Annotated in this window: 15 protein-coding genes and 1 tRNA gene; 5 read left to right on the forward strand and 11 right to left on the reverse strand. The window is 63.2% G+C overall.

The features are described 5' to 3' along the window. Both ACQPW1_RS05180 and ACQPW1_RS05185 read right to left on the reverse strand, forming a co-directional pair. Entirely contained in the window at positions 1 to 2,571 is a 2,571-nt protein-coding gene (locus tag ACQPW1_RS05180; protein WP_433661622.1) for an ATP-binding protein, read from the reverse strand. A gap of 6 nt (positions 2,572 to 2,577) precedes the next feature. Further along, positions 2,578 to 3,249, reverse strand: a complete 672-nt coding sequence (locus ACQPW1_RS05185; RefSeq protein ID WP_433661623.1) for an AfsR/SARP family transcriptional regulator — start codon at positions 3,247 to 3,249, stop codon at positions 2,578 to 2,580. Between the two features lie 97 nt (positions 3,250 to 3,346). On the opposite strand from ACQPW1_RS05185, the gene ACQPW1_RS05190 reads away from it, so the two are divergent. Next, the gene (locus tag ACQPW1_RS05190; protein WP_433661624.1) at positions 3,347 to 4,225 is read left to right on the forward strand and encodes an alpha/beta fold hydrolase; all 879 of its coding nucleotides are present in this window, start codon (positions 3,347 to 3,349) and stop codon (positions 4,223 to 4,225) included. 20 nt (positions 4,226 to 4,245) lie between these two features. Here ACQPW1_RS05190 and ACQPW1_RS05195 read toward each other — a convergent pair whose 3' ends face one another. Continuing rightward, positions 4,246 to 4,656, reverse strand: coding sequence for a hypothetical protein (locus tag ACQPW1_RS05195; RefSeq protein WP_433661625.1), 411 nt, complete (start codon positions 4,654 to 4,656; stop codon positions 4,246 to 4,248). Positions 4,657 to 5,391: 735 nt separating this feature from the next. Beyond that, positions 5,392 to 9,483 carry an NACHT domain-containing protein gene (locus ACQPW1_RS05200; RefSeq protein ID WP_433661626.1) on the reverse strand — a complete coding sequence of 1,364 codons (4,092 nt, stop codon included), beginning with the start codon at positions 9,481 to 9,483 and terminating at the stop codon, positions 5,392 to 5,394. 684 nt (positions 9,484 to 10,167) lie between these two features. On the opposite strand from ACQPW1_RS05200, the gene ACQPW1_RS05205 reads away from it, so the two are divergent. Then, positions 10,168 to 10,431, forward strand: a complete 264-nt coding sequence (locus ACQPW1_RS05205) for a hypothetical protein (RefSeq protein WP_433661627.1) — start codon at positions 10,168 to 10,170, stop codon at positions 10,429 to 10,431. A 46-nt stretch (positions 10,432 to 10,477) separates the two neighbouring features. On the opposite strand, the gene ACQPW1_RS05210 is transcribed toward ACQPW1_RS05205, so the two are convergent. From ACQPW1_RS05210 to ACQPW1_RS05235, 6 genes are all read right to left on the reverse strand, one after another. Next, positions 10,478 to 10,550 (reverse strand) — tRNA-Arg (locus ACQPW1_RS05210). A gap of 74 nt (positions 10,551 to 10,624) precedes the next feature. Continuing rightward, the gene (locus ACQPW1_RS05215) at positions 10,625 to 11,548 is read right to left on the reverse strand and encodes a methyltransferase domain-containing protein (protein WP_433661628.1); all 924 of its coding nucleotides are present in this window, start codon (positions 11,546 to 11,548) and stop codon (positions 10,625 to 10,627) included. Positions 11,549 to 11,636: 88 nt separating this feature from the next. Beyond that, positions 11,637 to 13,010 carry a S41 family peptidase gene (locus ACQPW1_RS05220; protein ID WP_433661629.1) on the reverse strand — a complete coding sequence of 458 codons (1,374 nt, stop codon included), beginning with the start codon at positions 13,008 to 13,010 and terminating at the stop codon, positions 11,637 to 11,639. An 84-nt stretch (positions 13,011 to 13,094) separates the two neighbouring features. Then, positions 13,095 to 13,940 (reverse strand): DUF1542 domain-containing protein, encoded by an 846-nt coding sequence (locus ACQPW1_RS05225; RefSeq protein ID WP_433665146.1) that lies wholly within the window; start codon positions 13,938 to 13,940, stop codon positions 13,095 to 13,097. Between the two features lie 97 nt (positions 13,941 to 14,037). Further along, positions 14,038 to 15,519, reverse strand: coding sequence for a flavin-containing monooxygenase (locus ACQPW1_RS05230; protein ID WP_433661630.1), 1,482 nt, complete (start codon positions 15,517 to 15,519; stop codon positions 14,038 to 14,040). Positions 15,520 to 15,599: 80 nt separating this feature from the next. After that, positions 15,600 to 16,742: an acyl-CoA dehydrogenase family protein gene (locus ACQPW1_RS05235; protein ID WP_433661631.1), complete on the reverse strand. Its 1,143-nt coding sequence runs from the start codon at positions 16,740 to 16,742 to the stop codon at positions 15,600 to 15,602. A gap of 173 nt (positions 16,743 to 16,915) precedes the next feature. Between ACQPW1_RS05235 and ACQPW1_RS05240 the strand changes: the two genes are divergently transcribed. Then, complete coding sequence (locus tag ACQPW1_RS05240) at positions 16,916 to 17,866, forward strand: extracellular catalytic domain type 1 short-chain-length polyhydroxyalkanoate depolymerase (RefSeq protein WP_433661632.1); 951 nt, start codon at positions 16,916 to 16,918, stop codon at positions 17,864 to 17,866. Between the two features lie 34 nt (positions 17,867 to 17,900). On the opposite strand, the gene ACQPW1_RS05245 is transcribed toward ACQPW1_RS05240, so the two are convergent. Beyond that, positions 17,901 to 18,131, reverse strand: coding sequence for a hypothetical protein (locus ACQPW1_RS05245; RefSeq protein WP_433661633.1), 231 nt, complete (start codon positions 18,129 to 18,131; stop codon positions 17,901 to 17,903). 92 nt (positions 18,132 to 18,223) lie between these two features. On the opposite strand from ACQPW1_RS05245, the gene ACQPW1_RS05250 reads away from it, so the two are divergent. Next, complete coding sequence (locus tag ACQPW1_RS05250) at positions 18,224 to 18,619, forward strand: ArsR/SmtB family transcription factor (RefSeq protein WP_433661634.1); 396 nt, start codon at positions 18,224 to 18,226, stop codon at positions 18,617 to 18,619. Positions 18,620 to 18,696: 77 nt separating this feature from the next. Continuing rightward, a complete protein-coding gene (locus ACQPW1_RS05255) occupies positions 18,697 to 19,806 on the forward strand; it encodes a cation diffusion facilitator family transporter (protein WP_433665147.1) in 1,110 nt (369 codons plus the stop codon). Positions 19,807 to 19,874 lie beyond the last annotated feature (68 nt).

Here is a 19,874-nt window from a genome sequence, read left to right on the forward strand (position 1 = left end):
CTATTCGGGAGCTGGTGCGCTGACGGCCGCGATGAGATGGGTCGAGTGTGCTCGGCGGGCGAGGGTGAGTGCTTGCTGCCGGTGTTCCTCGGCGGCGTCCGGTCTGTCGAGAGCGGTGGCGAGTTCGGCGAGGCAGTGGGCGACCGGCTCGAGGGTGACCAGGCCGCTGCCTGCTCCGGCGAGTTCTGTTGCGGCGGGCAGTAATTGGTCGTAGCAGCGGCGCATTGTCGATTCGTCGCCGAGGGTGTGGGCGGCTCGGGCGATGAGGCAGGTGCGTAGTTCGAGTAGCAGGTCTCGTGGTGAGTCGGGGATGTCCTTCAGCGCTGCGGCTGCTTCGTTGTGAAGTCCTTTGTCCAACAGGATGATCGGGCGGACCCAAGGTTCGTATGGTCCCCATGTCGTATGCGCGTCGTCGGTTGGCATTCCGTGCTGCAGTCGCAGGCAGAGCAGGGCGAGGGGGAGTAGGCCCTGTTCGACTCCAGGCATCCCGCTGCCGGTGAGCATCTTGGCCGCGGCACGGTACGCGGTGTCTGCGTCGTGGTAGCTGCCGGTGATCGTGGTGCGCAGGGCGGTGTACCAGTGCGTGAACACGCCGACCATCGGCAGGTCGTAGTCGGCGGCCAGTTGGTCCGCGGCGGCTGCATGAGTGTCTGCTGAATCGAAATCTGCTGTTGCGCAGTCTGATTGGATTCGAATGAGATGGCCGAGGACCTCGAAGGCGATCAGGCGGTGCCGTCTGAGTGCGATGAGTTCGTCGCCGATGCGGCCGCGTTCCGCGCTCAGGCCGGTGCGTTGGTAGGTGTGCATGAAGCGGCCGTTGAGGGCGAAGGCCAGCAGTGCGGGATCGTCGAGCGCCCTGGCGATCGTCTCGGCCTCCCCGGCTGCGCGGAGTCCGCGGTTGTCTGCGGCGCCGCGCAGTTCGAGGGCGATCGTTGTGCACAACCTGGCGCGTAGCTCGCGGTGTTCGGCGGGTAGGACGGCAAGGGTGTGTTCGGCTGCGGTGACGACGTGGCTGGATAGGTCGGGGTCGTCGTTGGTGGTCCACACAGCGGGGACGTCGAAGGCGCTGATTACGCGTGCCGCTTGCACGGGATCGGCCCATTGCTCCGTCTGCGTGATGGCCAGTTCGCGGTAGTGGCGGGCCTCGGCGAGATTGCCCGTGACGGCTAGCGCCCTGGCGAGTCCGATGGTCGCGTCGAGTTGCGCGGGCAGGTCAGGTTCGGGCATTCGGTCGAAGGCGTCGAGGGCCGCGCGCCATTGCCGTACCGCCTCGGCGAGGGCGAAGCCTCGTTCAGCCTCCATCGCTGCGATCCCGGCGTACCGGGCCGCGCTCGCGGCGGTGGCGCGGCTGTGTGCTCGGACGAAATGGTGGGCCAGTACGGAAACGTCTGTGGTGCTGATCGTTTCGAGCAAGCCGCCGATGTCGCTGTGCCACTGGGCGCGGCGTGGGCCGCTGATGTCGTTATACACAGTGTCGCGAACCAGGGTGTGGGTGAAGCGGAGTGATCCGCCGGGCATTTCGGTGAACAGTCCGGCCGACAGCGAGCTTTCGAGGCCGTCGAGTGCGCTGCCCGCGCCTCCGGTGAGGTCGATGAGGATCTCGCGATCGACGTCTTCGCCGAGCACAGCGGCCTGCTGGACCAGGGTCTGCGCGGCCGGTGGCAGCGTTGCCATGCGATGCCGGATGACCTCGCGGACGCCCGCCGGAACGGCATCGAGCGCGTCGGGCCCTTCGTCGCGGAGCAGCCGCGCGAGCTCGCGCACGAAGAAGGGATTCCCATTGCTGCGCTGGTAAATTCGACGACTGTCGTGCTCGTTGATATCCGGTCCGGCGATCTCGCGCACCAGGGTGGTGGTGTCCGTTTCGGACAGACCGCTCAGATACACACGAACCGGTTCGAACGGCGCCACCTTGCCCAGCATTGCGGTGAGTTCGGTGCTGATCTCCGTGCTGCGATAGGTCGCCAGGATGAGTACTGGGCCCGCTGTGCCTCCGGTGACGAGGGCGGCGAGGAGGTCCAGGGTTTCCGCACCGGCGTTGTGGATGTCGTCGAAAACCAGCAGCACCGGGGCGGTTTGGGACACCGACGTCAGGTATTCGGCTGCGGCACGGTGAAACAGGAAACGCGCCTCGGCCGGGTCTGTGGTCGCCAACTCGCTGGCCATCTGATCGGGGGGACGAGCTGCTGGGGGCGGTGCTGCCCCCGCAGTGGTCAGTGCTGTGCGGATCCTGGTCCATGCCCAGCCCGGCGGGACACCGAGGTCCGCTGGGCTCTCGCCGTACGCGGCGAGCCAGCCGCTGCCGGTCAGCGCGGACGAAATCTCCTCGGCGAGTGAGCTTTTACCGGACCCGGCCTCGCCTGCGACTAGCGCCAACCGGACCCGGCCGTGCCGGGCAGCGTCGTTGGCGGCATGTTGTATCGCGGCGAACTCTAGCCGACGACCGACGAAATCCGTTCCGGGAGAAGAAGTTCGGGTGGACGAGGGGAGTAGATGTGGCGCGTGCGCCAGGATGTCCGCCTCGACGCGCTGGAGTTTCGGACCTGGGTCGGCACCCAATTCGGTGCGCAAGAGGTGTCAGATGCGGCGTAGCGCGGCCAGGGCATCGCTCTGCCTGCCAGATCGGTACAGCGCGATAGCGAGCAACTGCCAGGCGTGTTCACGCAAAGGATGCTCAGCGAGCAGGGTATTCAGTGCGGGCACGGCTTCGGCGGGCCGCGCGAGGTCGATCAGCGCGGCGGCGCGATGTTCGATAGCCAGCAGTCGCAGTCCGTCGAGCCGATCGACTTCCGCACGCGCCCAACCTTGTTCGGCGAATTCCGCATATGCCGGTCCTCGCCACAACGCCAATGCCGCATCGGCCGTCGACAACGCTCGGTCGAAGTGTTCGGTCGCGAGCAGTTCGGCGGTGCGGACGACGGCAGCCTCGAACCGGTCCGCGTCAACGTTCTCGGTGCGCAGCGCATACCCGGGCGCGACCGTCACCAGCACCTCGGCCGGGGAACGCGGCGCGCGATCGGGCTCCAGCACCCGCCGCAGATCGGCGACGAACGTCTGAATCGCCCCCACCGCGCCCCGCGGCGGCCGCTCCCACAGATCGTCGATCAACTGGTCCATCGAGACCATCCGCCCCCGCGCGACGAGCAATCGCGCCAATACCGCGCGATGCCGCGGCCCCTTCAACGGCAGCGATTCCCCGGCGCGTTCGGCGCTGATGGGTCCGAGGACGCCGAAACGCAGCTGCGTCACGCGCCCACCGACCGCGTACTCAGTCGCTGCTGACCAGTTGCTGAGTGCGCACGAAAAGACTGTCCGGCGTCACCCACGAACACCGGAAGGACACCTCATGACACCGAAGATTACCGGATTCACCTACCAGCGAATCCCCGTCGCCGACCAGGTCGAACTCAATGTCGCGGTAGGCGGCTCGGGCACCCCCGTCGTGCTCCTGCACGGCTTCCCGCAAACCCATCTGATGTGGCGCCACGTCGCCGCCGACCTGGCCGCCGACCACACCGTCATCTGTCCCGACCTGCGCGGCTACGGCGACAGCGACAAGCCGCTCGACACCGATGGCACCACCTACTCGAAGCGCACGATGGCCGCCGACATCATCGCCGCCGCCCACACCCTCGGCCACGACCGCTTCGCCCTGGCCGGCCACGACCGCGGCGCTCTCGTCGCCATCCGCGCCGCCCTCGACCACCCCGACACCATCACCCACCTGGCCTCCCTCGACGTCCTCCCCACCCTCGACATGTGGAACGTCATGCACGGCGTCACCGCCGCAGTCGGCTTCCACCTCTACCTCATGGCCCAACCCCCAGGCCTCCCCGAACAGATGATCGCGGCTACACCCGATGCCTTCTTCAGCCACTTCCTCGACATCTGGACCCGAGACCCCGCCGCCATCCCACCCGAAATCCGCGCCGCCTACCTTCGCGCCTCCGCCTCCGCAATCCCCAGCATCGTCGCCGACTATCGCGCTTCCGCAAACATCGACCTAGACCACGACCGAACCGACCGCACCGCAGGCAACCACCTCCGCATGCCAGTCTCAGTCCTTCAACAGGATTGGGGCGCTGCCCTCGGCTTCGACGCCGAATCCCTGTGGCGAGCTTGGGCCCCCGATCTGAAGCACGCCACCGTAGGCTGCGGCCACTTCATGGCCGAGGAGTCCCCGGCCACGGTCACCCAAGCGCTACGCGAGCTCCTGACCCGCTGACGCACTGCCGCCCGCACTGGTCACACAGTCCGGGCGGCACGCCTAGCCAACCCGAATTGCCACCGACACAACGCTATTCCTTGGATCCACCGCCGGCAGACCTGCACGCTCTTCTTCAGGTCGACCAGAACCTTGTCGATGACATCCTTCGAGACATCAGGCATCTTCATCTTCGCCTGCGCCCCCACTGAGTTCACGATCGCGGCCTGCTCCGACGCCGACGGATTCGATTCGATCTTGTTCATCTCGGTATTGACGATTCCGATGAGCGTACTCAGCTGCGCGTCGGTCAACTTACACATCGCATTGCTCTCGTTGAGCCGCGCATCGACGCACGTCTTCACCTTCTTCAACTCCGCCGCCGAAAGCGGCGCCGCATCCGCCGCCCCCAACCCTGGACCGACGAACGCAAGCGTGGCAATGGTCAGCATCCCAGCGAACAAACGGCGAGAGCGCACAGTTCCCTACCTTGCAGTCGATGGATCAAGGCTGGTCATCATCCTCGGCACCATGGTGCCGCTACCGCAACAGTGCCATCCAACACAGATGGGGACGATCCGACACGCAAAGCGCTCGACCGAAGTCGACAAGGTCGTTGCATTCTGCCGATTCAGAGCCCGCAAGCGTGCGAACACAAGATCTCTTGCGCCCTCGGCAGGTTGCGAACCTGTGACGCTCCATTTAGGAGAGCGGTTTAGATCCGGTTATCGCTTTGGCGGGATATGTGCCGTTGGCCATGTCTTTCCTGATCTGCATTCTTCTGTTGGCGACATCGGTGAGACTTGGATGATCACGACAGCGCTGCGCACTACGTGCGTATCTGGGCCCCGCAGGTGCACGCGGTCAGGTGCCGTGCCGGTACTGGTGGACGGGCTGCCGTCCATATGGTCGTTATCGCCAGCCAGTCGGGGTGCATTTCGGCACCGAGGGGCTGGCGAGCGTTGTCGAGGCATCGGCCGCTGCTCTTTAGCGCTGATCCAAAAAGCGGATCGCCGCTATATATCACCTGTTCGCTGCGTGGTACTCGCAGTCTGTCGCCATCACAGCCTGTAAGGACGGAGAAGTGTCGCCGTACTCAAGTAGGGCGATGAAGTACCTATTCGCCGCGTCGTGCCTTAAGCAATGATGCCAGTCGAAACATCGGGACACTTCCGACCAATGCGGATCTATTCGAATGAGAGCGCTGCGGCTGTTTGAGAAGATATAATCTGCGCTATTTCATCCATCAACTCATCCACTTGCCTCGGATGCACACTAATCAGCTGGACGACAATCTCGGCTACGAATGGTAATTGACTGTAGGTTAGTCCATTCTCTAGCCGCTGGACTAGCCAGGTAATACCAAAAGGTTCTTGCGTTGAAGCGGGATAATATGCAGATTCACGCTCCATTTTATCGGACATCATCAGAATTGGTAGGCGCTCGCTCATCCACGCATCAAGCTCTGCTTGTGATTCGGCGTTGAGGATCCGTGAAATTTCCATTGCGTACCTGCAGCGCTCCGCAGCCTCGGGGTTGTCTTCTTCCGTAAAATCTACTCGATCAATATATTCCACTGGAAGGATGTGGGCCGTTAGGAGAAGGCCGGCGATTCTCCATGGAATCTTCCCGACGGACCACCTGCTTAAGAAATCTTCAGCGTTTAGCGGAGAGTCGGATACAACCTTGCCAGACTTTAGGAATTCGGACAAGATATCGTCGAAGGTATAAGTACCCGACTTATCAGCCAAGGTCAACCACGCCGTCGACCCGAGATATTTATATCGCCCTAAGACCTGCATAATTGAATGCATGGCATTGCCGGTTAGTGGTATTCGTACAGCACCGGCCGTAGTGTTTTGACGCTTACCTCTGGAATCTCTGTAAATATTAGATCTGGTGAACACGCTGGCAAGAAAACGGGTGAGCTCCAACAACTTTCGTTGCAGAGTGGAAAACTGGAGCTCGGAAATTGGTTCGGCGCTCGACTGTATCCATTCGACAATGTCGTCATTGCCTTCGGAAAATGTATAGGAGAAGGTCGGAAAAGATGCAAATATATTTGCCGCCGGCGAGAGCGACTCACCGACCGGAAGTGGAACGCCTGTAATCTCCCCGATCTTACTACCAACTTGGGAAATAGTTGAAATATCAATCTGCTTGGGTGGAGATTGAGCCAAGGCGCGCCACATTTCAGTGTTGCCCAGATCGCCACGCCTAGCCGCGCTAATCAATTCGGCTGCTCTTGCGTCTCGATATTCGCGCACGCAGTCAGTTTGCAGTTCACCTGACTCATTGCCGTCAGGGTATCCTGCCAATTCTTCGAGGCATATGTTGAACGGCCAAGGGAGGCCCTGCGCTATTCCGACTAACGATGGGATATCCATGGTGCGCGCGATGGTCAGTGCGCATGCAAGATCATCCGCGCTGTAGCCAGCTGCGAACTTCGATATCGCCGCGACAGTACGCCACGTCGGGTCGTCTCCAGCGTAGTCTCCCTGCATTAGCAGGTTACTCGTCGCATGCTTCAGGTGGTCAAGACTTACGTTGAGATTGCGCAACCCTTTCAGATATATGTGCGTTGTGGTATTTCCCTCGTAATCGTCATCATCGAACTGGCTGTTATATCGACCAAGGCCTTTCAGGTATTCCGGAAATCCTTCTATTCTTGATGTGAGACGAAACCAACTGTGTCCAAAATGTTCGATATGGAGATCGACCACTGACCGAAAATTCATTCCAGCCAGTATAGGCGTTAGATGCCGTAGCAGAGGTAATTGCTCGTGTAGGCCAGCAAGGTGAATCAACTCTCGCTGCAATTCTTTAGGAGCCGAGTTCACCAAATCTGCGAGGATGCCATTCGCCCAAGCAGTACCGCGCTCCTCTAGCATGCTGAGAGTCAGGGCTGCGGACAGGCGCTGCGTGGCTGAACTTGCAATAGCCTGGCGCAGTGCGATCTTAACCTCGTTGGGATGGCCAAGCTCCGCGATATGTGCGACCTTTGCGCTTATGCGTTCATCTGGCGGATACTTTTGGAGGTCGACAACCATACTTGCGAGCAATCGGGAATACACGGGCTTCTTCGATGCGACACGCTCAACAAGGAGTGCGTATGCGAGGTTGCTTCCAAGATGGGCGAGTGTGTGCGCGGTTGATGCGGTGTTTAGGTCGTGGCACAAAGTGACGATAGTCGAACAGAGGTGATTCTTGTTGGCAAAGATGTTTCCTGCTACGAACAGCAGGACATTCTGCCAGTAATCTGATTCCGCTATAGACCGAATGTCTGACTCGATAGCGCCTTCAGGGCCTGTAACGATTCGTTCGGCCGCCATGTACTCCTGTAGGCTCCTAATCTCGAATCCTACAGCGTTCGAACGCAGAACCGCGAGAAAAACCAATCGGTCGGTGGCGACCTTGGTAATCTGATCGGCCAGGCGGTCTGCTTCGGTTCTCGAATTCCCGTTTACCCGCATTCTTTCCGAGATTATCTTCGCAAAGTCCGATTTTGATATACTGCTGGTAGCATCGCCGGACGACTCTCCCCGACGCTGCAATATGAATCCTATCTCGAAATGTATAGCGTGTATGTCGGATTCGTATTCCTCAAGTATCTCGGCCAGCAGACCGCCCTTTTCCTGTTCACGCTGGTAGATCACTCTATAGTAGTTTGAGAAGAGTCGCCATCGATCTTTAGGCGCGGTTCCTATGCGCTCGACCAGGATTGTTAGTATTGTGGTCTGCAGGGGCGTAGACGTAAGTATGGATGTGCTCTCATCGGCAAACGCTTTTTCGAGTCTACTTCGGACACGTCTAGACCGGTCACTGTCTTCCCCTAGCCTTCGATTTATCAGCGAGTGTGCGTATGATCGTGCTATTTCTAGTGGCAGCGGTTCCAATTCGTAGTGTCGACACTCGATCTTATTGAAGTCGTTGTTGTAGCCCTGGGGTCGAGTTGTTGTGATAATCACGATATCAGCTTCGAGGCCGCGGGCATCTATATAGAAGTCTGATATTGCTTTTAGTACTTCGCTTCGATTGCTCGATTCTGGAACTTCGTCCAGCCCATCGAAGATCACGAGCCACGGATACAACTTCAACCAGGCACGAAGGTTAGCCAAAGAGGCGATCATTGATGATCTCTTGGATATCTCCGAGGAGAGATATTCAAGTACCGAGGCGGATGCCTCTTTGGAAAGAGAGTCCGCAAGCTCGGTAAGGGTTATTCTAACTGGCCACCGCCGCGCAATTGGATGGGCGATGTCGATTGTCGTTGCATGATTCTTCACTGATTCGCAAGCGGATCTTACCTCAGGCGTGTCCACTACGGGAGTGTCTTTTATAAAGAACGCCCGATATAGCTGCGTTAGATATTGAGTGACCGTGCTCTTGCCCTGACCGGGTCCGCCTATCAGTACAATTCGACACGAGCGACTCAGTCCTTTCTCCGCCTTTATGGCGATGGAATCTAGCTTTTGATTTGCAGTGGCAATTAGTTCCTCGGTAATTCCCATAGAGGCACTCGGAACGTTGCCATCGAATGGTTGCGTAGCATGCTCGGAGATGATTGGATTAGCCGGCAACTCAATGTAGACGTCGGCGACGTCGATGCTTCCATCGCTTACCGATCCCGCTTGTGTGAGGTTCAATCTCACATCGTCTATTAGCAGTTTTGCGGCATGAGTTTGCAACGCCGTGCGGAAGTTCTCGGATATGGTTGACGACGAATCGAGGATCCTCGATAGCACGTCTCCTGGCGTTATCCATGCCGTATATGCCGCACGAATATCTGCCGAATTGTCGAGTAGTACACGTATTTTATCGTAGTGCCATATTGACAAGGACTTCAACGGGAGCCCTTTATCTGCAGCATAGCTCAACAGAACTTTGCTGACTTTATCGACGCCCGTTCTCGGTACTGCGGAAAGCTTCACGTTGGTTATGATCAAGTAAGATTCTGGTTTGCGGCTACGTTTAGTATCCGGATCTGTCCATTCGTCAAACTCTCGTTTGATATGATTAGTGATCCAGGCGGCGTTTGTGCGAGTATTGCCTACATTATTGCAATACTTGGCTTGTGCGACGTTGTATCCGTCCCACCGTCCGGGCAGTAGATTCGGTGCATTTTCCGGAACCGTACATGGCCCCTCCCACGTGGCCTCACGACCACCGTCGGGGCCCGCACCGTATATATCTATGTCCGCCCCCAGATTGCTGACCAGAAGCGCTTGTGCTAGATGCTCAAACTGCTTCTCGCCAAGGTTCCTCAAATCGTAGTCCACGGGCTTGCCCTCCCACAGGTCTGTTAAAAAGTCAGTCGCGCCGTTAGCGTCTATCGAAGCACGTCCTACGAGGGCTGGATGCGGATCGGAGTCAAGCGGACGAAAACCAGCTGCCGCGCTTGGTCAGCCCAGGCCCCGTCTCGACTGCGATGGCTGCTATTCGGACGCTACCGATCCAGCTCACGCACGACGCGTTTCAGCAATGGTCACCATCCGGGTTGCCCACGGCGTCGCTGGCGGATTCGTCAGAAAGAATCTCGGAATGTTGTCCTAGATGGCGGTTATGCAGTGGCTTCCAGGCGCATTGCGGTCAATCCATGTTCGACGGTGAACCGGCCCAAGCAACGCATCGCCAAGCGCCACTACCTCTCTGGCGTGGATGTGGAGCGATTAGCAGAGTGCACTGGTGACTACCGGCTTGCTCGCCCCACTGCGGACTGCGGTTGGCCGGGCTGGCTGGCTTGCAAGTCTCCGGCATACACACTTGCTGCGGCCGCTCCAGATCGAGCGCCCGATCACTGAAGTCGATGGGGTGCCTGTGGTCAGGCCTCCGAACAACCCATCGGCGACGCAGTGTGCCGTTTCGGCGTTGCTCGTAGAGTCGATGGCGGCGTATCTGGAGGGGAAAGTCTTGGGCCTGAGATCTTCACATCTCGGCGAGGAGAGATTCTCCGCGTTTGGAACATGCGGCGGGCCTGGTGGAACAATGCCGCGGTCACGGCCGGTATGCGGGGCATCACCCCGCAGGAGATGCGGCACATGGCGGCGTCACTGGCTGTACCGCAAGGCGCTTCGGTGCTCGGCGTTCAGCGGATGCTCGGACACGACAAGCCGAGTACGACACTGGATTTCTACGCCGACTTGTTCGATGACGACCTTGATGAGGTAGCGAACCGACTGAATTCGGCACGCGCCGAATTCGCTACTGCGTACCGAACCGGCATCTGAGGTAGTCAATCTCCGGAAACCATGCCGCTGACCTGCAATGATGCTGTGCCCTCGGCAGGATTCGAACCTGCGACACCCGCTTTAGGAGAGCGGTGCTCTATCCCCTGAGCTACGAGGGCTGGCCTGGTGGCGGTGGTGCGCACCGGGACGTCGGGGAGTCTACCGGGTCGAGGGGGCTGGGACCGAAACGGATTCAGGGTTTCTTGGTGCCGACGGCGATGATGTAGTCGGCCCAGGGGCCCCAGAGGGTGAGGCCGGGGCGGCTGAAGGCTAGGCGGAGGGCGGGGTTTACCCGGCGCATGTCGTGGTCGCGGAGGCGTTTGGTGAGGTAGGTGGCGAGGGGGGTGTAGACCTCGCGGCGGATGGAGTAGGTGGTGACGTTGCTGAAGCCTGCGTCGATCAGGGCCTGGCGGTAGTGGTGGATGTCGAAGAAGTCGCGTTCGTGCAGGGTGCCGGGGAGGCGGCGGACGCCGGGGCGGTCGGAGAGGCGGACGATGGCTTTCGAGGCTCGGTTGGTTCGGGGGACGATATCCGCGGTGACGAGCTTGCCGCCTGGCTGTAGCACCCGGTAGGCCTCGGCGAAAAACTTTGTGTACGAAGGGAAATGGAAGGCGGACTCGAGGGCCGTGACTTTGGTGCAGGACTCGTTCTCGCGCGGTAGGTCGATCGCGGAGCCGTATTCGTAGCGGATGCGGTGGTCCAGGCCGAGTTCGGCGGCGCGCCTGCTCGCGATCTCGATCTGTTCGACCGCGATGTTCATGCCGATGATCTGCTTGGGCTTGAACTCCTCGGCCCACAGGAAGTTCTGGTCGCCGTAGCCGAAGCCGACATCGAGCTGGATGTCGTCGGGGCCGAGTTCCGCCTCGCGGGCGACCAGCCGGGCCAGGTCCTTGCTCGCCTCGTCGAGGGTGGCCGGATTGTCGCGCCAGTAGCCGAGATTGATGAACAGCGAGTCCTCGCCGAACAGGTTCTGCGGGCCGACTACGTCGTAGACCCGGCCGACCCGCTCGCTCGACGGCAGGAACGGCACCTTCGACCACTCGTAGCATTCCGTGGCCCAGCGCCGCGACCGAGTTCGGAAATCCTCGACCGGAATATCGGCTGTGGTCAGCGTCATGAGTTCTCCCAGCGCTCGCTCTCGACCAGTTGCCGCCAGCCAATCTGGATTCGAGATGCTGACAGTCTCAGACAGTTTCGAGGCGGCGTCAAGAGCCGCTGGTCAGCCAGCTGACTGCGCGGTCGAAAGCGGAGTCGCGCTGCTGGCTGAATTCCTCATCGGTGAAGACCGGCTCGGTCAGCTCGGGCGGGATGCCCGTACTGTCGAAGGTGCGTCCGTCCGAGGTTGCGAATTCCTCATTCGGTAGGCCGAACCACCAGTCCGCGTGCCGGGCACTGGGCAGCTTGCGCTCCATCACATCGGAGAACACGCCTTGGGTTGACTGGCCGATTCTTGTTGTGCGCGAAGGGCGTTCCAGCATCGCCTGGGTGAAGGTCTCGCCAGCGCTGACGGTGGAGCCGCCGGTCAGAATCGCGATAGGGCCCGGGAAACCGGGGCGGGCCGGTTCGACGTGCTGCGGCTGGGGTTCAGTGCTGCGGGTCTTCTTCGCGTAAGCGAAATACGGTCGATCGGTGAGTCGGGCGGCCAGTTGTAGGCCGAGGCTGTCTGAGCCACCACCATTGATCCGCAGGTCCAGGATCAATCCGCGCAGCCGGGTCCGTCGGTCCGCGGTGAAGATCGCGTCGAGGGCGCGGTCGAGCTCGGCGCTGTCTGCGGCGAAGGTCCGTTCGGCGGTGTAGCCGCTGAACGAGGAAACCCGCAGGTAGCCGAGGTCCTGCCCGGGCAGATCCGCATAGCCGATGCGCCCGTTGGCGTACTCGGTGAGCGGATGCTGTTGGAGGTCGCGACGCTGGACGTGCTCTTTCACCTGTTGATCGAGTTGCCGGCTCGGGACGATCGTTCCGGGCCTGCCCGTGCCGAAGAATCCGCTCTCGCCTGCCGACACGACCACGTGCGCGTCGTTCAGCGGTGCGACCATGTCCCGCAACACCGCGAAGAGCTCGTTGTCGTCGCCACGCTGTTCGGCGCGGGTGGCGCGATCGCGGAATCGGTCCTGAACCTGTTGCCAGTCAATACCTTTCGCCGCGAAGAACGGATAGTTCTCCTGAAACGTCTGCCAGAAGACATCGAAGGCGGTGGGCTCGGTCGCGCCAGTGCATGTCGTCGGCAAGGCGGGGAGGCGCCGTAGCGTGCGGTCGCCCGGCGACCCGTCGATGTGCAGCGTGGCCCGATCCGGCTGACCGCCGGGACGCAGCGTAAGCACGTCCTTGCCTTCCGTGACGTAGCGGCCGGGGTCTCCGGAGCGGGCGGCGGTCTCGCCCTTCAGGCAGCTCAGCGCGGTCAGCTGATAGGTCTCCAGACCATCGGCGTGCACGGCGAGCGCGCTGCCATAGTCGTCCACTTGCCAGAACCCGACCGGAAAATCGGCCACTACCGGCGCGTCAGCAGTGTCGCCACAGCCCGTGGTGATCGTGCCGACGGCTACCAGTGCGGCGGCGACCGCGGTCCTCTTGCGCTGCATGATCATTCGTCAACCGTCCGCCACAGCGCACCGCGTCGGCAACCGTATAGGCAGGCGGACCGGCGGTGTGGCTAGCCGTAGGGCTCAGAAACTGCCCCCGTCGAACCCGCCACCGCCGTCGAAGCCACCGCTGTCGAACCCGCCGCCGTCCCAGCCGCCACCGTCGTATCCGCCTGCGTCACTGCCGGAGTCGTAGCCGGAGGCGTCACCGGAGTCGGAGCCGCCGACGTCTCCGCTCGAGTCGTACCCGCCGTCGTTGTTCGAGGCGGCCAACCCGTCCTGGTAGCCGTCGCCGTACCCGTTCTCGAAACCTTGTGCGTCGTAGCCGACTCCGGACATCCCGGAGAACAGTGAGGAGAACAGCAGCGCCGAACCGAGTCCCCAGGCGCCGCCGATCAGCGCGGGCTTCCACCACGGCTCGGAGTACCACCCCGCGGGCACCGGGCGTCCCGCGACTCGACCGCCCGGGTAGTAGTTCGGTGTCGCCGGCGAGGGGTCCGGCGAGGCCGCGATCTCCCGGCCATCGTGTTCGACGACCCGCTGCTCGGTGACCTTGCCCGCCGCGTCCTGCCCGTCGAGGGCGGCGACCTCGGGGCCGGGGTCCATGCCCATCGCACTACGCGCGGCGCGAATGTAATAGAGCCCTTCCAGCGCGGTCTGCTTGGCCAGCCGCGCCTGGGCGGGCGTGCGCGCCTGATCGAGTTGCGATCCGGCGGCGAGATGTCGTTCGGAGGCGTCGACCAGGGCCTGCTTGGCGGCCTCGTTCGAGCCGGTGAGGTTGTAGATCTGGCCGCCGAGCCGCTCGTTGACCTGGCGGGCGTCGGCCAGCGCGTCGGCGAGCTGGTTGGCCGTGCGCTGCTTGCGCTGCCGGGATTGCACCACGATGAGGGCGCCCACCGCCACGATCACCACAACGATCAGTAGCCACAACACCGTGCGCACCTCTTCCATTGCCGGACCCGAACAATGTCCAGTTTACTGGGCACTTGCTGAGATCCGGCTGAAAACAGACGGTACGGTACGAGAACTAACGTACCTCGGCCAGCGGGCGTTCAGCCTGCGCCTCGTCGTAGTCGGCCAGGTCGAAAGCCTTTGTCTTCCAGCGATAGAGCACGGTTGCGCCCGGCCAGTTGTTGGTGATGCGGCCGGCCGCGTTGCGATACCAGCTGGAACAGAAGTTCCACGGCGTGTCTTTCAGCCGCCGTTGCAGCCAGTCGTCCCAATGCTGTTCGGCGTTCGCGCGGGCGGCGAGATAGCGGCCCGGCCGGTCGGTGAGGTACTGCACCACCTGCCGGATGTAGCGCGCCTGCGATTCCAGCATGTAGATGATCGAACCGGAGCCGACATTGGTGTTCGGGCCGTACATCATGAACAGATTCGGGAAGTTCGGCACGGACAGGCCGAGGAAGGCGCGCGCCCCCTCGTCTCCCCAGACGTCGGCCAGCTTGCGGCCGCCGACGCCGTAGATGTTCATCGGCGCGAGGAACTCGGTGCCCTTGAACCCGGTGCCGTAGACGATGACATCGACCGCGTGCTCGACGCCGTCCGCGGTGCGGATGCCGGTCGGGGTGATCGCCTCGATCGCGGTGGTCTCCACCGTGACGTTCGGCTGGGCCAGCGCCGGGAAGTACTCGTTGGAGAACAGGCCGCGCTTGCAACCCGCCGCGTAGTCGGGGGTCAGCTTCTCACGTAGCTCGGCGTCGGGCACCTGCTTGGCCCGGTGCCGATCGGCCAGCGCGACCACCGGGGTCTTCATCGCCGGGATGTCGGTGAGCGCCAGCGCGAGCACCTCGAACAGCGACCAGATCGCGAATCGTTCGGCCAATCGAGTCGGCGGCAGGTACTTGAACACCGCCTTGTGCTTGCTGCTGTATTCGGTATCGAACTTCGGCAGCACCCACGCCGCCGAGCGCTGGAACAGCGTGAGGTGCGCGGCTGCGGGCTGGATGCGCGGAATGTATTGGATCGCACTGGCTCCGGTGCCGATGCAGGCGACGCGCTTGCCGGTCAGGTCGACGGTGTGATCCCACTCGGCGGAGTGGAAGGCGGGGCCCGCGAAGGTATCGATGCCGGGAATGTTCGGCATGGCGGGCCGCGACAGCTGGCCGACCGCGGGCACGAAGATGTCGGCGGTGAGCCGGGCGCCGTCCGCGGTGGTCACGGTCCAGCGGCCGGTCTGCTCGTCGAACTCGGCATCGGTCACCTCGGTGCCGAACCGGATGAACCACGTCAGGTCGTGCTTCTCGGCAACGCCGCGCATGTACTCATGAATGTCGCGCTGCTCCGAAAACCGCCGGGGCCAATCGGATTTCGGCTCGAACGACCAGGAGTACAGCGGCGAAGGCACGTCGCACGCGGCGCCGGGGTAGGTGTTCTCCCGCCACACACCGCCCAGATCCGCGGCGCGCTCCAGGATGGTGAACGAGTCCAGCCCGGCCCGCCGCAGCTCGAGCGCCACGCCGAGCCCGGCGAATCCCGCTCCGACAATGATGATGGACGGCGTTGTCATGATCCGAGCCTAAATGCCGAACCCGCAGGTCCGAAGAGATCCGCGGTCAATGAATCGGCATTTTCGGCCACGCGCGGCGGTTACTTTCCGGCGAGTTGGCGGGCGATCACGAGCCGCTGGATCTGGTTGGTGCCCTCGAAGATCTGCATCACCTTGGCCTCGCGCATGTAGCGCTCGACCGGGAAGTCCTGGGTGTAGCCGTAGCCGCCGAAGACCTGGACGGCGTCGGTGGTGACCTTCATGGCGGCGTCGGTGGCGATGAGCTTCGCGACGCTGGCCTGGCGCGAGTAGGGGAGTCCGGCGTCGCGGCGGCGGGCGGCGTCGAGGTAGGTGGCGCGGGCCGAATCGACGGCGGCGGCCATATCGGCGAGCACGAAGCCGAGGCCCTGATGGTCGATGATGTGGCGGCCGAACGCCTCTCGCTCCTTGGCGTAGGCGACCGCGTCGTCGAGCGCGCGCTGCGCCAAACCTGTTGCGACGGCGGCGATGCCGAGGCGGCCGGAGTCCAGCGCGCTGAAGGCGATCGAAAGTCCTTGTCCCTCTTCGCCGATCAGTCGCTCGGTGGGCAGGAACGCGTCGTCGTAGGCGGCGGTGGTGGTCGGCACGGCGCGCAGGCCCATCTTCTCCTCGGGCTTGCCGAAGCTCAGGCCCTCGGTGTCGCGCGGCACCAGGAAGCATGAAATGCCGCGCGAGCCTTCGCCGGTGCGCGCGAACAGGGTGTAGAAATCGGCGCGGCCGCCGTTGGTGATCCACGCCTTCGCGCCGTTGATCCGGTAGCCGCCATCGACTTTCGTCGCCCGGCAGCGCAGCGCGGCCGCGTCGGAACCCGCGTGCGGCTCGGAAAGGCTGTAGGCGCCGATGGTTTCGCCGGAGAGCATGGTCGCGAGCCAGCGTTGCTGCTGCGCCTCGGTGCCGAACGTGAACAGCGGATGGCAGGACAGGCTGTGCACGCTGACCGCCACCGCGACCGCCGCCCAGCGCGCCGCGAGTTCCTCCAGCACCTGCAGGTACACCTCGTAGGGCTGGGCGCCGCCGCCGAATTCCTCGGGGTACGGCAGGCTCAGCAGGCCGGCCGCGCCGAGGGCGGGAAAGACGCCGTCGGGGAACGTCTCGGTCTTCTCGCACTCGACCACCCGTGGTTCGAGCACCTTGTCGGCGATATCGCGGGTCAGCTCGAGCAGGTCCCGAGCCTCGGACGTCGGCAGCATTCGATCCACTGGCATACCCCTACGCTAGCGAGCCGACCGCCGTCGCGGGCGTCAGGCCGGTGCCGCCACCCGGGCGGCCGGGCGGGCGCGTTGTGATCGATCGCTCAGCGTGCGTGGAACCTGCTGTGCCCGTTCGCTATCCGGCGGACGGTACATTCGACGACAACCTCGCTGGAAGGAACTCGATGGTGCGCGGTATCCCTCGCGGTCGCCTGACGATCGTCGTGCTCGCGCTGGTGGCGCTGAGCATGCCGTTCCTGCTGGCCGCGCCGTCCTCAGCGCAGACGACGCCGGTCGAACGCACCTTCGCCAACGCCGCGGGCGCACGGGACTACTACCTGCACGTTCCGCCCGGCGATCCGACGGGCAAGCCGCTGATGATCTACCTGCACGGTTGCACCGATCCGCAGCGTCAGCTCGCCGACACCGGATTCTCGCTGACCAGGATCGCCGACGAGCTCGGGTTCGTGCTCGCCTACCCGATCCAGACCGAGGCGGCCAACGAGCGATACTGCTGGAACTGGTTCGATCCGGCGAATCAGCCACGGGGACAAGGGGAGTCGTCGATCATCGCCGACCTCACCACCGCCTTGATCGGCGAGTTCGGGCTGGACCGTTCGCGCGTGTACGTCGGCGGATACTCCGCGGGCGGGGCGATGTCCACGGTGCTGGCGGCGGCCTATCCGGACCTGTACGCGGCGATCGCACCGATGGCGGGTGGGCCGTACCAACTGGATCCGCAGACGTTCAGCGCTGATCTGAGTGGCGCGTCGATCGTCGCGGCGATGGGGCCGCGGGCCCGGCCGGTGCCCGGATTCTTCTTGCAGGACTTGGCCGATCAGACCAGCCTGTATCCGATCGGACGCGCCAACCTGACGCAGTGGCTCGGCGCGTACCGTCTCGCCGGAGCGGCCGCGGTGCCCGGCGCGGTCACGGTGACCACCGATCCGGTACCGACTACGGTCGAACGGTATGACGCGGGTAGCTGTGCCCTCGCCGAATTCCGGACGCCGATCGGGCCCGACCACATCGGCGGCGGTCTGCTGATGCAGTCCGAGCGCGGAATCGAGCTGCAACGCGCGCTGATGAATTTCCTACTGGCACACCGGCTCGGCGGACCGCACCAGGCGTGCGGGTAGATATTCTGTCGGTAAATCCGACATAGACGACCGGTCAGATCGCTATAGGCGTGCAGATGTAATTGCATTTCGCGAGTTCGAGCGTTGCTGCGGCGCGGGCGAATTCGCGCTGGTCACGGCGATAGCCGTCGATTGGCCAGCCATCGTCGATCGGCGGGTTTTGTCTCATTCGGATGTTGTTCGGCAGGTTAGCTGGCGCACTCGCGCCAAAGCGACTAAGACAGTGAACGGTTCGATGGGGACGGACCGGCATGTCGGCGGCCACGCAGGGGGTGTCGCCGCCATTCCGGTCCGGTGGGGATGAGCCAGGCAATTCGGGGGTGGCCGCGACCTATCCGGCTGGTCTATTATCTGCGTATGAATGCAGATAGCCAGGAAGGTCGGCCGCTGCTGGCGGAGGACCAGGTCGGCCTGGTTGTCGAGGTTTTCCGGATGCTGGCCGACGCGACTCGGGTTCAGGTGCTGTGGGCACTTGTCGACCGCGAGTTGTCGGTGAACGACCTCGCGGGCTACGTGGGCAAACCCGCGCCCTCGGTCTCCCAGCATCTGGCCAAGCTACGCATGGCACGCCTGGTCAGCACCCGCCGCTCGGGGACCACGATCTACTACAGCCTGGAGAACGAGCACGTCCGGCAGCTGGTCGTGGATGCCGTCCACAACGCCGAGCACGCGGGTCCCGGTGTGCCGCCGCACCATCGTGGCGACGCCACCGTGCGGGAGTTACCGACACATCGGACCGGAACAGCGGAATGACCTGCACGAAATAGGCTACTGGGCAACGGATCTCGGAGCGTGACGTGGTGAATGCAAGAGATGGGCACGGCGACCACATGCATAAGCACGGCGAAAGCCATAGGCACGGTGAAGGATTCGACCACGGGCGTCCGCACTCGCATGGCGAGAAGCTCGGGCACAGTCATGACCACGGGGCGCACACGCACAGTGAAAGCGTCGGGCCCCACGGAGCGTTCGGGCACCAGCACACCCATGAGCATCCAACGGGATTGCGCGGGATCATCCGGGAGATCTTCGTCCCGCACAGCCACGACGCGGCCGACAGTGTCGACGACGCATTGGAGGCCAGTGCCGTCGGCATTCGGGCGGTGAAGATCAGCCTCGCGGTGCTCGCCGTGACCGCGGTATTGCAGGTACTGGCGGTGGCGGCATCGAGTTCGGTGGCGTTGGCGGCCGACACGATTCACAACTTCTCCGACGCGTTGACCGCGGTCCCGCTGTGGATCGCGTTCGCGCTCGGACGGCGCGCGGCCACCCGGCGCTATACCTACGGATTCGGTCGCGCCGAGGACCTCGCGGGCCTGTTCGTCGTCGCGATGATCGCGCTGTCCGCCATGATCGCCGGGTACGAGGCCGTCCGCAGATTGCTGTCGCCGGTGCCGATCGAGCATCTGGGCTGGGTCGCCCTCGCCGGGGTGATCGGCTTCCTCGGCAACGAGACCGTCGCGCTGTACCGCATCCGGGTCGGGCGGCGAATCGGCTCGGCCGCGCTGATCGCCGACGGCCTGCACGCCCGCACCGACGGCTTCACCTCGCTCGCGGTGCTGCTCGGTGCGGCAGGCGTCGCGCTCGGCTTCCCCCTCGCCGACCCGATCATCGGCCTGCTGATCACCGTCGCCATCCTCGCCGTGCTGCGCACCGCGGCCCGAGATGTGCTGCGCCGCCTGATGGATGCGGTCGAGCCGGGCCTGGTCACCGCCGCCGAACAGGCCCTCGCCGCCGAGCCGGACGTGCAGGGCGTCCGCAGCCTGCGGATGCGCTGGATCGGCCATCGCCTGCACGCCGACGTCGAATTGGACGTCGCCCCGACCATCACCCTCGCCGACGCCCACCGCGTCGCCCACGAGGCCGAGCACACGCTCACCCACGTCGTCCCCAAACTCAACACCGCCGTCGTGCACGCCTACCCGGCCCACGCGGTATGAGTCCCAAACGATCACCTCAGCCGACTGATTTCGCGAGCACATGGGTAACTCGCCGGGGACGGGCTGAC

It is taken from the genome of Nocardia sp. CA-128927 (genome assembly GCF_050955855.1).
Taxonomy (GTDB): domain Bacteria; phylum Actinomycetota; class Actinomycetes; order Mycobacteriales; family Mycobacteriaceae; genus Nocardia.

What these genes read in the sequence shown, in the direction of transcription:
- ACQPW1_RS05190 (WP_433661624.1), top strand. Translation starts at nt 3,347, where the DNA reads ATGACACCGAAGATTACCGGATTCACCTACCAGCGAATCCCCGTCGCC.
- ACQPW1_RS05250 (WP_433661634.1), top strand. Translation starts at nt 18,224, where the DNA reads ATGAATGCAGATAGCCAGGAAGGTCGGCCGCTGCTGGCGGAGGACCAG.
- ACQPW1_RS05230 (WP_433661630.1), bottom strand. Translation starts at nt 15,519, where the DNA reads ATGACAACGCCGTCCATCATCATTGTCGGAGCGGGATTCGCCGGGCTC.
- ACQPW1_RS05195 (WP_433661625.1), bottom strand. Translation starts at nt 4,656, where the DNA reads ATGCTGACCATTGCCACGCTTGCGTTCGTCGGTCCAGGGTTGGGGGCG.
- ACQPW1_RS05205 (WP_433661627.1), top strand. Translation starts at nt 10,168, where the DNA reads ATGCGGCGGGCCTGGTGGAACAATGCCGCGGTCACGGCCGGTATGCGG.
- ACQPW1_RS05215 (WP_433661628.1), bottom strand. Translation starts at nt 11,548, where the DNA reads ATGACGCTGACCACAGCCGATATTCCGGTCGAGGATTTCCGAACTCGG.
- ACQPW1_RS05220 (WP_433661629.1), bottom strand. Translation starts at nt 13,010, where the DNA reads ATGCAGCGCAAGAGGACCGCGGTCGCCGCCGCACTGGTAGCCGTCGGC.
- ACQPW1_RS05235 (WP_433661631.1), bottom strand. Translation starts at nt 16,742, where the DNA reads ATGCCAGTGGATCGAATGCTGCCGACGTCCGAGGCTCGGGACCTGCTC.
- ACQPW1_RS05255 (WP_433665147.1), top strand. Translation starts at nt 18,697, where the DNA reads ATGCATAAGCACGGCGAAAGCCATAGGCACGGTGAAGGATTCGACCAC.